This window comes from Hoylesella pleuritidis, assembly GCF_963541955.1.
Lineage (GTDB): Bacteria > Bacteroidota > Bacteroidia > Bacteroidales > Bacteroidaceae > Prevotella > Prevotella pleuritidis.
On sequence record NZ_CAUTUT010000009.1, the window covers coordinates 81,141 to 94,964 of the forward strand.

At 45.6% G+C, this 13,824-nt stretch carries 10 protein-coding genes; 4 read left to right on the forward strand and 6 right to left on the reverse strand.

What is annotated here, in order from left to right; translation table 11 throughout:
* Positions 1–59: 59 nt before the first annotated feature.
* From RWY97_RS05400 to RWY97_RS05420, 5 genes are all read right to left on the reverse strand, one after another.
* Positions 60–2,885: a M16 family metallopeptidase gene (locus RWY97_RS05400; protein WP_314740819.1), complete on the reverse strand. Its 2,826-nt coding sequence runs from the start codon at positions 2,883–2,885 to the stop codon at positions 60–62.
* A 394-nt stretch (positions 2,886–3,279) separates the two neighbouring features.
* Positions 3,280–3,444, reverse strand: a complete 165-nt coding sequence (locus tag RWY97_RS05405) for a hypothetical protein (protein WP_315565974.1) — start codon at positions 3,442–3,444, stop codon at positions 3,280–3,282.
* A gap of 135 nt (positions 3,445–3,579) precedes the next feature.
* Positions 3,580–4,272, reverse strand: a complete 693-nt coding sequence (gene gpmA / locus RWY97_RS05410) for a 2,3-diphosphoglycerate-dependent phosphoglycerate mutase (protein ID WP_314080266.1) — start codon at positions 4,270–4,272, stop codon at positions 3,580–3,582.
* Positions 4,273–4,396: 124 nt separating this feature from the next.
* Positions 4,397–4,639, reverse strand: coding sequence for a DUF5117 domain-containing protein (locus RWY97_RS05415; RefSeq protein ID WP_315565976.1), 243 nt, complete (start codon positions 4,637–4,639; stop codon positions 4,397–4,399).
* A 162-nt stretch (positions 4,640–4,801) separates the two neighbouring features.
* Positions 4,802–5,470: a Crp/Fnr family transcriptional regulator gene (locus tag RWY97_RS05420; protein WP_024992047.1), complete on the reverse strand. Its 669-nt coding sequence runs from the start codon at positions 5,468–5,470 to the stop codon at positions 4,802–4,804.
* A gap of 177 nt (positions 5,471–5,647) precedes the next feature.
* On the opposite strand from RWY97_RS05420, the gene hcp reads away from it, so the two are divergent.
* The 4 genes from hcp to lipA all read left to right on the forward strand — a co-directional run bounded on the left by hcp (position 5,648) and on the right by lipA (position 11,956).
* Complete coding sequence (gene hcp, locus RWY97_RS05425; protein WP_315565977.1) at positions 5,648–7,297, forward strand: hydroxylamine reductase; 1,650 nt, start codon at positions 5,648–5,650, stop codon at positions 7,295–7,297.
* Positions 7,298–7,719: 422 nt separating this feature from the next.
* Positions 7,720–9,408, forward strand: a complete 1,689-nt coding sequence (locus RWY97_RS05430; protein WP_315565979.1) for a putative transporter — start codon at positions 7,720–7,722, stop codon at positions 9,406–9,408.
* A gap of 121 nt (positions 9,409–9,529) precedes the next feature.
* On the forward strand, positions 9,530–10,456 hold the full coding sequence (locus RWY97_RS05435; RefSeq protein ID WP_315565980.1) for a LysR family transcriptional regulator: 927 nt from the start codon (positions 9,530–9,532) through the stop codon (positions 10,454–10,456).
* A 597-nt stretch (positions 10,457–11,053) separates the two neighbouring features.
* Positions 11,054–11,956, forward strand: coding sequence for a lipoyl synthase (gene lipA, locus RWY97_RS05440; RefSeq protein ID WP_273174953.1), 903 nt, complete (start codon positions 11,054–11,056; stop codon positions 11,954–11,956).
* A 61-nt stretch (positions 11,957–12,017) separates the two neighbouring features.
* On the opposite strand, the gene serB is transcribed toward lipA, so the two are convergent.
* Entirely contained in the window at positions 12,018–13,253 is a 1,236-nt protein-coding gene (serB, locus tag RWY97_RS05445; RefSeq protein ID WP_390883264.1) for a phosphoserine phosphatase SerB, read from the reverse strand.
* Positions 13,254–13,824: the final 571 nt, after the last annotated feature.

The following is a 13,824-nucleotide window of genomic DNA, read 5'->3' on the forward strand; positions in this document are numbered from 1 at the left end:
CTGGCGTAAAAACGAATAGCTTAACTCCTTTATCGTTGTATTCTTAATTCTCAAAAGAATTATTTCTTGCTTTCATCCGGCAACATCGTCACGGTGACTCGGTTGTTGACGTTAAGGAACTCTTTGACAAATGCGGAGATACTCTGTGGCGTTTGCGCCGTAACAAGGCGTTTGAAGTCGGTGTGCATATCGATTCCATACTTGCGATACATATCGATCACGCCCATCCAATAGCCGTTGGTCTTGATCTGATCATCGTTTTGTTTGAGCAGATATTCCTTTACTTTGGTGAGCATTGACGCATCGCAGCTCTGTGCTAAGGCCGGAACCTCTGCACGCATAATGTCTAATGCCAATTGTTTTTTCTCCGGTTTCATCGGGCAATAAGCCAAGATGACAATATTATGGTAGGCATTTTGAATAGAGGCCGAACCCCGGGCGCCACACGAATAAGCTGCACTGGCATCCTCGCGAATCTTTTTCAGATAGACCATATTGAGCACTTGACCGGCAATGTCGGCCTTAATGGCATTTTCAAGTGTATAAGGCAGTTTCTCGTTATGCCACACCATATACGACGTTGCCTTAGGAGTCTCCATCTTGCGGACGAACTGATTGTCGATGATTCCGGCCTGCATCGTTTTCGTGCGATGACCTTTGACAACCTTACCCTTGGTCGGAAGTGCCGCAAGATACTGACAAATGAGCGGTCGAATGGTCGCATCGTCATAGTTTCCGATAATAGTGAAAGTCCAACCGGCAGCATTTGCCGTACGCTCTTGGGCCATTTGGAGAATCCGATCGTAGTTGATGGATTTCAGAGAAGCCGTTGTCAACGGCACCAAACGCGGATTGTGGCCATAGATTGTGGCCGTAAGCGAGTCGCTGAAAGCTGCATCCGGCGAGATAGAACGGTTCTTCAAAGATACTTCCAATTGACTGATGAGATTGTCATAAGCCTTCTGATCTTTGTTGATCTTGGTAAAATAGAGATAGACCATCTGCAACATTGTCTCCACATCCTTAGGAGTTGAACTGCCACCGATATCCATATATTCGTCGCCCATTAAGAGATTGGCATTCGCAATCTTACCGGCGAGCGCCTTTTCGAGTTCTGTACTTGAGAAGTTTGCAAGTCCGCTGATGCCGATTACATTGTCGAACACTTGCGCATTGACATAGTCTGCGGGTCCGTAGAGCGAGCTTCCGCCTTCTCCTTGACCCGAAAGCAGCACCTGATCTTTCTTATAATCAGTCTTTTTCAATATCACCCGTGCACCATTCGACAGTGTAAGCTCCGTGTAATTGAATTTAGCATTCTTCACCTCCTTGGTAATTCGACCTGCTTTTGGCATCGTAGCCATCAGTGGTTCGTCCTTCACGTTGTCTACATAAGCCTCAATTTGCGTTGTACGCGCTTCTTTCACAGCCTGCAACAAACCGGCTTTCGTAGGATAAACATTACCTTCTTTCTCGTTGTTGAAGTTGATAATGACCATATTACTGTCGTTAGCAGGCAACAGTTCTTTTATATATTCATTGATGGCTTCAAGCGGAATGTTAGGCACGAGTTGCTTCATCGTCGTATAATAATAATCGATCGAAGGCATCGGCTCATTGGAAAGGAAGTTGCCTTTACATTCGGCGTAGAACTGAGAACTGTAACGCTTGTCGCGATTGCTGTACATCTTGTCGAGCGAACTCAGCATATTAGCCTTATAACGACTGTATTCCGTCGGTGTAAAGCCAAATTCGGCAGCACGGCGAGCTTCGATCATTGCAGCTTTCAACGATGAAGTTACCTGTGAAATATCCTTAGGCGTGGTTGAAACAGTAAAAGCATCTTTGGTTTTAGCAAAGATATAATTGCCGTCCGATGCCGAAGCATTCACGTACGGGCAGTCGGCTTTCTGTGCGGTTTCACTGAATCGGTCGTTAAGCATACTCATTGCGGCATTCTTCACATAATTGTTGACCAGATAAATCATTGAGTTTTTCATCGAGTCGGGGAACACATCGTGTTTAAATAGCACATCAACGCCGCTGGTAGTACACTCTTTATCTTTGTCGATAATCACAATCGGGTCGGCCGTGTCGGGCACAGACTCGTTCACAACAGGTGCTGCATTCGCAGGATTTTTAATGCTTCCGAAAAGCTTTTTAATTTCAGCCTCAACGTGATCGACATTCACATCGCCAATGACAATGATCCCCTGATTAGTGGGATGATACCATTTCTCATAATAATCACGCAGCTCTTTCGGTTTGAAATTATCCACAACGCTCATCAATCCGATAGGATAACGAACGCCGTATTTAGAGTTTGGATAGAGTGTCGGTAAGTTTCGCTCGAACATTCTGCTGCTGGCACTGGTACGCAGACGCCACTCTTCGTGGATCACACCGCGCTCTTTGTCAATCTCTTTGGGATCGAGTGTCAGCCCATTGGCCCAATCGCGCAGGATAAGCAGACACGAGTCGAGTGCGCTCTGGCGATTGGTGGGTACATTATCTATATTATATACCGTCTGGTCAATGCCCGTATAAGCATTCAAGTCGCGGCCGAACTGCACGCCGATCGACTCGCAATAACGGATAAGTTCATTGCCTTTGAAATGGTCTGTACCGTTAAAGCACATATGTTCAAGGAAATGTGCCAGTCCGCGTTGTGCCTCTTCTTCTTGTATCGAACCCACTTTCTGGGCAATATAGAAGTTAGCACGGTGTTCAGGCCAATTATTGTAACGGATGTAATAAGTCAATCCATTGTCTAATTTACCGATGCGCACGGCCGTATCTACGGGTATCGGCGGCATCTCCATCTGTGCCCGGGCCAGCGAAACCACCGCCAACAGGACCACAATAAGTAGCTTTCTTAATCTCATAGCTTACTGTTTTATAAGTTTATACATATTGAATAATTGTCGTTTTCATCTTTTCTCTCATTTGTTCCGTCTCTCTTGACCTTGCTTCCGCAAATGAGCAATACGTCCGCAAAGTTAAAAATATTTTCCGAAAAAGTCTCTATTATAGTACGGAAAATCATTGATAATTTTTCTTGGCACCCTAAGTTAGAAGCTGGTGGGCTGTACCTAATTGATGATTGACAATTGCTCATCCTTTAATTGATATCCAAACAGGAAAATAGAGGAATAAGAATTAAACGAGAATCACATCTCATTGAAAATCAAATAGATATAAATCTATTTCCAATTAACAGTTAATCACCTTGCAATTAACCGTTAAACGGCGTGCGTTTAACCGTTAATCGCACGCCGTTTAACGGTATTTCAGAATGGAAGAAACGACTGCATACAAAATCGTTCCATCTTTCCCGTCTTTTAAGTCATCAAACCGTGCAATGCCGATGGTGTTGACTCGGTTATCGACGCACAAGCATAATTGAATGTCGAAGCGGATAATCGTACCTCCTGAACAGTGCATTTATTTTGCAGATAAGAAAAAAATCGCGCCCCACTTTTAATAAAATGGGGCGCGATCAATATAAAAATGGAAACGACTGAAGCATTACTCTTCCTTCTTCTCGAAAGAAATGGAGAAAGAAGTAAGAACGTCTTGTTATTTATCCAGGTAGTATTTCTTCACGACATTGAAGTCGTCGTCGAATTCATAAACCAACGGTGTGCCCGTGGGAATCTCCACATTGATGATCTCTTCATCGGAGATATGCTCGAAATACTTGATGAGTGAACGCAGCGAATTACCGTGGGCGGCAATCATTACACGCTTACCGGCCATTACAAGCGGCTTGATTTCTTTCTCGAAATAGGGCACAGTGCGGGCTATTGTGTCTTTGAGACTCTCGCACATAGGTACTTCCTGTGCCGGCACATCACGATAAGCGGGATTCTTCTGAGAGTTATACGGGTTATCATCTTCCATCTTCGGGGGACGAACATCAAAGCTTCGGCGCCAGATATGCACCTGTTCATCGCCGTATTTTGCAGCTGTTTCTTTCTTGTTCAGGCCCGACAGCGCACCATAATGACGTTCGTTGAGTTTGAACGACTTGTAAACGGGTAGCCACTCGCGGTCCATCTCTTTCAAGATAATCTGCTGCGTGTTGATGGCGCGGCGCAGATAAGAGGTGAAGCAGATGTCGAAGTCGATGCCGGCAGCACGCAATGCCTGTCCGGCACGCTTGGCTTCAACGCGCCCTTTGTCTGATAACTCTACGTCAACCCAACCTGTAAAGAGGTTTTTCTGATTCCACTCACTCTCCCCGTGGCGGACAATTACTAATCTTTTCATACGTTTGAATGATTCTGTTTATTGTAATTTACTCACTTTGCGTGCAAAAGTAACTATATTTGCAGACACTCGCAATACCTAAAAATGATGGATTTATTTACCTGATTTGTATTTCTCGCGAATCTTACTGACTGTCATTGTGAAACCAACAGATATGACTTTCGATGACCTCTCCACTTCGAGTGGCCGGTGCTTTATCCGGATTGGCACTGTAAATGCGTAGTGTTTGCATTTCGATATTGGTGGAATAAGTGCGCATACTGTCGATAAACGTGCGGTCGGAAACCAGAGTTCCGACTTTAAGTCGGATACAGTCAGAAGACGAGAGACTCATCATCTTATTATCGGAAAGGAACAAACGTGACACGTTTATCTGTTAATTGCATGTCTTCGAATTGCGACCGATAAACTACTCACGTCAATTTGTATCATCGCCAAAGCCCTGACAGCTATCAACAAAAGTCTTTTCATTTCTTCTTCTCTACCTGTCTATACACCTATCGGGAGTAAAACAAAAAACAGCAAACCGTCACATCTTCCCTCGATCGATAATCGTGATGGTCTTTCCATCCACTTGAATGGCGCCGGCTTCTACCAGTTCGGACATCGAACGTAGCAAAGAGAATTTCTGAATACCGAACGAATCGGCAATCTCTTGTCGTGACTTGTCTAACCGAATCGTGTCAGATCCTTGCTCTTTGGCGGCTGTCAGAATAAAGTAAGACACTTTCTCGCGCACCGTCAACAATGAAAGGATACGCATTTTACGGGTAAGAAAGACATCGATGTCGCACAAAGACTGAATAAAATTCATCCGAATCGTCTCCTCGGTATCGATAAGTCGTTTCAACTCTTGCGGTGACATACGCAGCACTTGAGTATCAACATCAGTCTCAACGCTTACAGGCAGCCGTTTGTCTTGCGCAAAGATGAACGCGGGTGCAATGATATTGCCCGGCACCAAACGGCTGACCTCAACCGATTTACCCGACAATCCCGCCATTCTTGCTACCATTTCACCGCTCACAATGATGTCGGCATAACGACAAGGATAGCCTGTCAATGCATAAATATCTTTCTTTTCAAAAGCCACGAGACGATAAGCCACACCCTCCATCATCGTCTCTATCTCTGCTTGAGTCAGTCCCCTGAACAGTGGACAACGACCCAAGGCATTCAATATCTTAGTTGTCATCATCGCAATCGAGAATGAATTTGAGTGAATCCGTGCCACAAAGATACGCCGAATCGGATGAAGCTGTATCAAAGTTTAACGTTTTTTATCGTGTTGTCGGCACAATTGTTACCGGTCGCTCACGGTGAAGACGATAATTTTGCACGTGAAATTGAATAACGGTATTATACAAAAACGATTATGGAAAATCAAATGTTTTGTTTCCAATGCCAAGAAACGGCAAAGGGAATAGGTTGCACTGTCAAGGGTGTTTGCGGCAAACTGCCCTCCACCTCTAAGTATATGGATTTGCTGTTAAGTGTGGTTCGTGGCGTCGGAGCCATCGACACGGCGCTCCGAAAGGCCGAAGTGGAAAGGCCGCAAGGTGTGGGCGCCTTCATCGTCGACGCGCTTTTCTCGACTATTACTAATGCAAACTTCGACGATGCGGCCATCTTGCGGCGTGTCGATAAAGGCATTGTACTGAAACGCGAGTTGTTAAACACGGCACAAAAGGCGGGTGTCGAGTTGCCTAAATATCACGAAGTGGAATGGGGCGGAGAGAAAACCGACTATGATGCAGAGGGCGAACGCGAGACGATTTTACGCAACACCGACGCCGATCTGCGCTCGCTCAAAGAGCTAACCGTGCTCGGACTCAAAGGAATAGCAGCTTACTACGAACACGCTTCGCGTCTGGGCTACGAGCAACAAGATATTATTGACTTTATGTGCGAGGCTCTTTCGACCATCGCCGATCCTGATGCCGACCTGCAAACATTGCTCAATACCGTGCTCGCTACGGGTAAATATGGTGTAGATGTGATGGCTTTGCTCGATCGGGCAAACACTTCTTCATACGGCAATCCTGAAATAACGCAGGTCAATATCGGTGTAGGCACGCGGCCGGGAATCCTTATCAGCGGTCACGATCTACACGATATAGAAGACCTCTTGAAGCAAACCGAAGGCACAGGTATCGATGTTTACACCCACGGCGAGATGCTTCCGGCACACTATTATCCGCAACTGAAAAAGTATAAACACCTTGTCGGCAATTACGGCAACGCCTGGTGGAAGCAGAAAGAAGAGTTTGCCACCTTCAATGGACCTATCGTTTTCACCACGAATTGTATCGTTCCGCCTGCACCTAACGCTGTTTATAAAGACCGAGTATTCACGATGAACTCCACGGGTTACCCCGGATGGAAACACATCGAAGCAGGAACCGACGGACATAAAGACTTCTCAGAGGTCATCGCTCTGGCCAAAACATGCGACGCTCCGACTGAAATCGAGACCGGCCATATCGTTGGCGGCTTTGCACATAACCAGGTTTTCGCCCTGGCCGATAAGATTGTAGAGGCTGTGAAACGTGGAGACATCCGCAAATTCGTTGTCATGGGCGGTTGCGACGGCCGTATGAAGAGTCGCAATTACTATACGGAGTTTGCGCAACAATTACCCAAAGACGTGGTCATTCTTACTTCGGGGTGCGCCAAATTCAAGTATAACAAGTTGAATTTAGGCGACATCAACGGAATCCCTCGCGTGCTCGACGCCGGCCAATGCAATGATTCTTACTCGTGGGCAGTGGTTGCTTTGAAGTTGAAAGAAATCTTCGGGGCTGCCAATATCAATGATTTGCCCATCGCTTTCAACATTGCCTGGTACGAGCAAAAGGCCGTTATCGTTTTACTGGCGCTGCTCAATCTCGGTGTGAAAAACATTCACATCGGCCCCACGTTGCCCGCCTTCGTCTCTCCGGCCGTGCTCAAAGTACTTGTAGAACAGTTCGGTTTGGGCGGCATCACAACCGTTGAAGAAGACCTCAAAACGATGATTGGCTGAGCCGATGTATTTTAAATCGGGCAACAGAAGAGCCTACATAAAGAGCGATTTGTAAGTGCCTGATTCCTACGCACATACAAATCACTCTGCGTTTAACCGTCAATCGCCGTGCAACTAACGGTTAAACGGAGGGTGATTAACCACTAATCGCCGTGCGTTTAATGGCTTTTTGCAGAGCAAGTAACCATTAATTGAAATGAGATTTGTATCTGATTAAAAATCAACCAGATACAAATCTATTTTTATTTGTGTTCGTTTGCCGTTTTATCCGAAAAGTAATCGACAAGCAACCGGTCGTTCATCGCCCGTTATCCGTTGAATATCGGAAATACTTATAGCCGGTATCGGCTTTATCCAATGCCGATGTTTTTCTGCATTCCGGATTCTCCGTACCTTTGCAAAAGAAATCAAATTACTGTCATATGGATATAATAGAAAACCTTTTCCGTGGTTTCCCGGAGTTGTGGGGAGGTGGAGTTGCCCACTCGGTGATGATACTTTCTTTGGTCATCACCATCGGATTGTGTCTCGGAAAAATCAAAGTGAAAGGCGTTTCGTTAGGAATGGCGTGGATATTATTTGCCGGTTTGGTATTCGGTCACTTCCATTTCGATCTGAACGAACATCTGCTTCATTTCCTGAAAGAATTCGGACTGATTCTGTTCGTCTATTCCATCGGACTCGAAGTGGGACCGGGCTTTTTCTCATCATTCAAAAACGGTGGGCGAACTCTCAACGGATTGGTGACGATGGTGGTTGCATTCAGCATCATCATAGCATTGATTATTTTCTATATAACGGACATTCCGATAACGACTATTGCCGGAATGCTATCGGGTGCGGTGACAAATACACCGGGACTCGGGGCCGCCCAGCAGGCATTCAGCGACTTGCGCCACATCGATGCACCTGAGATAGCCACAGGGTATGCCGTTACTTACCCGATGGGTGTACTTGGCGTGATTCTTTCTTTCATCCTTCTGCGTTATGTACTCAGGATAAACCCCAAAACGGAAGAGGCTGATGCGCAACGCGGGCGCGGCTATTTGGAGGCGATGACAGTGAATACTTTCTCCGTCAAAGTCAGCAACGAGATGGTGGATGGCGATAAAGTGCAGCACATTCAGAAGCTACTCAAGCGCGATTTCATCATTTCCCGTATCCGAAAAGCAGATAGTGAGCATCCGTATGGGGTCGTCGACGGAAACACTCAATTGCATTTGGGAGACGTTTTGATGATTGTTGCCCGTCCGGCAGACCAAGATTCCATCTGTGCTTTGCTCGGAACACCAGTCGAAGAAGATTGGACGAAAGCCGGAAAAGAGTTTATTTCTCGCCGAATCTTGATTACCAAGCCCGAGGTGAACGGTAAATCGCTGGCCCAGTTGCGCATACGCTCTAACTTCGGAGCCAATATCACGCGGGTGAATCGCTCCGGAATAGAACTCGTTGCAGCACCGAACCTACGGCTGCAAATGGGTGATCGCGTGACGGTTGTAGGCAATGAGCTGGCCATCAGTCATACGGAGACAGTGCTCGGAAACTCTATGAGACGGCTCAATAACCCCAACTTGATTCCTATTTTCCTCGGAGTTGTGTTGGGATGTATCCTTGCCAACATTCCGTTTAGGTTGCCATTCATTTCCGAACCGCTGCGACTGGGCCTGACAGGAGGGCCTTTAATCGTGGCTATTCTTATCGGATACTTCGGTCCGAAATATAATCTCGTGACCTATAACACCATCAGTGCCAATCTGATGATTCGTGAAGTGGGCATTTGTATCTTCTTAGCCTGTGTGGGATTAGGTACCGGTCGCGACTTCGTAAGCACAGTTGCCTGCCAGTCGGGGCTCATTTGGGTGGGCTACGGACTGCTGATTACAATCGTTCCTGTACTATTGGGCGGTCTGATTGGTCGTTATGTGTTCCACATTAACTACTATACGCTGATGGGAGTATTGGCCGGTTCCAACACGAATCCACCCGCTCAAGCCTATGCGGGAGATATGACACAAAGCGATTCGCCTGCTGTTGGCTACTCGACTGTTTATCCTTTCGCGATGTTTTTACGTATTATCACGATTCAGATAATGATTTTCGCCCTTGGATAAAGGGACGAATTAAGCCGCGTAATACAGTTGCTCCCGATCCGAAAAACGACAAGGCAAAACGGCGGAATACAAGAAATAATCCGTAACTTTGCCCCGGAACAATGTTAAACAACGTGATGTTATGGAAATCAGACAACTGAAATACTTTCTGAAAGTAGCCGAAACGCTCAACTTTTCAGAGGCAAGTCGCAGGCTATATATCACTCAAAGCACGCTCTCTCAGCAAATCAGCCACCTCGAACAGGAATTAGGCATACCGCTGTTTAAGCGAAACAGTCATAAGGTTTGCCTCACCGAAGCAGGCAAAGAGTTACTGCCTTACGCACAAAAAACAATCATTGCGGCTGACTCTTGTCTCAATCACATCGAGAATTTGAGACAAATGCTCACCGGTGAACTGCATATCGGCGTCACCTATTCATTCAGTACAATTCTGTCTGAGACGTTGATAGACTTTCTTCGGGCACATCCCGGCGTGAAACTCAACATCTATTACCAAACAATGGAGGATCTGATGGAAAAGCTGAAAGCACGAGAACTCGACTTTGTCTTGGCTTTCAAGCCGATCGTAACGGATAAATCAATCGACAGCCGCACAATTTTCAGCAATCGATTGGCAGCAATCGTCAACGCCGGACATCCATTGGCACGACAAACTTCGGTGCAACTGACCGACTTAGAGAGGTATGAACTGCTGCTGCCTTCACGCGGATTGCAGGCGCGGAATACGTTCGAGAAACTGGCAGAAGCTGCAAATCTCAACTTCAAAATCAAAGTTGAGGTTAACAATGTAGACATAATATTCCATCTTTTACATCGAACCAATTACGTAACCGTACTTTCCGAATCGACAGTTGTACGTGAAGAGGGTCTCAAAGCAGTGCCCATCGCGTGCAACGACAATGAGATGGTAGGCTGCATTCACCTTTTGAAAGACTCATATATCAAAAACTCAGCACAGGAATTCATCCGAATGCTCAGCCATTCGACATCGGTCTTTGCCAACTTTGCCCTCAAAGATATCTTATCTTCATCTTCACGCCATTGAGATTTCATATTAATTGTTATGAATTTAATTGACAAAAGACACTCGAGCAAATGTTATCATCCAGAGCGGAAAATTGCATTTATCAACTCAGAAAACGCCTATCAGACATCCGTCAAATACCTTTTCGATTGCAAAAGACAGCATTTGATCCTATGAAAAACCGTGAATGAGCACGCAAAAGAGCCTTATCCGAAAGGCGATAAACACCTTTTCGCCTCATTTTCATAGTCATTTGAATAAGCAGCAGCATTCAATCATCTGATAATCAGCCTGTTCTATTTTCGCCAAAACTCGCATATTTCCAACCGAGTGATTGTTTGTTGAGAAATATCGAAGTATCAACACCACTTTATCATCATAAATTTTGACAATCGGCCGACATTCTTTCTTCTTTCAAAAGATATCATACAGAGTAAAATTCGAAAGTTAAACTCGTGCCCGATATGTATTTCTTAACTGTCACCGATATGTTTTTCGCCATGTGAATAGATATGAAGCTCCTCTCATTTGCTGCAGAAAAGGCAAACGAATCTATGCTGTTTCTCAGATTTTAGTTGTAACTTTGCAAGCAGAGTAACGTTGTTAAGTGTAATCACAATGGAAGACAAGACTGGCGGGAAACGGCCGATATTAAGAAAACCAAGATGGCTTTACACCACGATTGAGAGCGGAGAGAAGTACGGTTTCGTAGAAGAGACGTTGGAAATGAACCATCTTCACACGATATGTAGCAGTGGGAAATGTCCCAATAAAGGGCATTGCTGGAAGATGGGAACAGCTACTTTTATGATTCTCGGCGACAGATGCACTCGCGCTTGCAGGTTCTGTGCCACACAAACGGGGCACCCTCTACCCCCGAATCCTAATGAACCGATGAAGATTGCACGCAGTATCAAAGCGATGAAGCTGCGTCATTGCGTCATCACTTCGGTCGATCGGGATGATCTTCCAGATAAAGGGGCTGCCCATTGGGCCCGAACCATCCGCGAAGTGAGACTTGCCAACCCCGACGTTATCATCGAAATACTCATCCCCGACTATCGAGGAACGAACCTGAATGTCGTTCTCGACGAGCAACCCGACATCGTAGGACATAACTTGGAGACCGTAGAGAGACTTACGCCGAGCGTTCGCAGTAAGGCCACTTACCGTAACAGTATGGGCGTTTTGCAGGAAATCGCCCGACGGAGAATCATTACCAAGACCGGCATAATGGTGGGATTAGGCGAGAAGCAGGATGAAGTCATCACGCTGTTGCACGAGGCTTACGATGCAGGTTGCCGTATGATCACCATCGGTCAGTACCTGCAACCAAGCGAAAAGCAACTCGATGTGCAAGAGTATGTGCATCCTGACGTCTTCGCTTTATATAAAAAGGAGGCGCTACGGATAGGCTTCGACAATGCCGAAAGTGGTCCGTTGGTTCGTTCTTCGTATATGGCCGAGCAATCGTTTATCAGTATGCTGATTCATAAAAAGAAAAAAGCACAAGTTGTTTGACATGTTTATAAAGCACGGAGAGATAAAACTTACCATATCAAACATTGTCCGCATTTCGGCATCAGAGTTTTCCCTGCTCGCCTAAATAACTGTCTTTAAATCCCAAGAAGTAAAGAATGCCGTCGAGACCGATGGTATTGATGCTCTGTTCTGCATTGGCCACGACACGCGGTTTGGCGTGAAATGCAATGCCGAGACCAGCTTCCGCAATCATCGGAAGGTCGTTGGCACCGTCCCCTACGGCAATAGTCTGCGCGAGATTCACCTTCTCCACCTGCGCCAAAAGCCGCAAAAGTTCGGCCTTGCGATGGCCGTCCACGATTTCACCGACATAATTTCCTGTCAGTTTTCCATCTTCATCGATCTCCAACTCATTTGCATAGACATAGTCAATACCGTATCTTCGTTGCAGGAATTCACCAAAATAAGTAAAGCCTCCGCTCAAAATAGCGATCTTGTAACCACATCTTTTAAGCACAGACATCAACCGATCGGTTCCTTCCGTTATGGGAAGATGCTCTGCTATGTCCTGCATCACGCTCACATCAAGTCCCTTTAACAAGGCCACTCGCTCTTTAAAACTCTCCTTGAAGTCTATTTCGCCACGCATAGCACGTGCTGTAATGGCAGCCACTTGCTCGCCAACACCGGCCCGTTTGGCCAATTCGTCGATACATTCTGTCTGTATCAGCGTCGAGTCCATATCGAAACAGATGAGCCGACGCATACGTCTGTACATATTATCTCTTTGGAACGAGAAGTCGATTCCTAACGAAGTAGACAACTTCATCAGCTCGGCCTGCAAGTCGGAAGGCGCGTGCGGCGTGCCACGAAGCGAAAACTCGATACAGGCTCGCACGTTACGTTCAGGACGTTTGATGCTCATCCGCCCCGTCAGTCGAAGTATCGAGTCGATATTCAACCCTTGATCGGCAATCACTTTGGTTGCAGCCGCAATCTGTTTAGCCGACAGACTGCGCCCGATAACGGTCAGAATATATCTGTTTTTGCCCTGTTGATTTACCCAATTTTCGTAGTTATCGTCGGTGATGGGGGCAAACCCGATGTTCACTCCGAGTTCGCTGGTCTTAAAGAGCAACTCTTTCATCACATCGCCCGACTGTTTATCGTTGATACGAATGAGCACTCCGAGCGACAGCGAACTGTGAATATCGGCCTGTCCGAGATCTAATATCTGTGCATCGTGGTGTGCAAGAATCTCCATTATCGATGCAGTGAGTCCCGGGCGGTCCTGACCGGTAATATTAATCAGTATTTGTTCTTCTCTATTATTCATCTTTCCCATATCTGCTTTGCTTTTAGTCGCGAAGTTAATGGATTCTTGTAAAATATCCAAATAATAATTCTTAATTCGCGTTTCAGCATTTATAATTCTTCTTCGCCCCCTAAATTAAGGAGACAAGGGGCTGTAATCAGAGAGTCACTGTGGTTTAAGAGGGAAGCCAAAAGAATATAAATAAATTTAGCTTTGTATATAACTAATTCTCAACTACATACAAATCTATTCCTATTTAACGGTTAAACGCATTATGACTAACGGTTAAATGGCGTGCGTTTAACGGCTTTTCGCAGTGTGACTAACGGTTAATTGCACGGTGATTAATGGTTAATTAGGAATAAATCTATATCTATTTGATTTTCAATAAGATACAATTCTCATTTAATTCTAATCCTATATTTCCCCGTTTGAGATGCAACGGACCTGCATCTTACTGTGGACCGATACGCCGAATTAGGGAACAATAAAACGCAAATAATTGAAAAACTATTTGGTACATTTACATTTTTGTCGTACTTTTGCACAAAGATAACTAAAAGAGGGTATAATAAATAAACCAAATAACGAT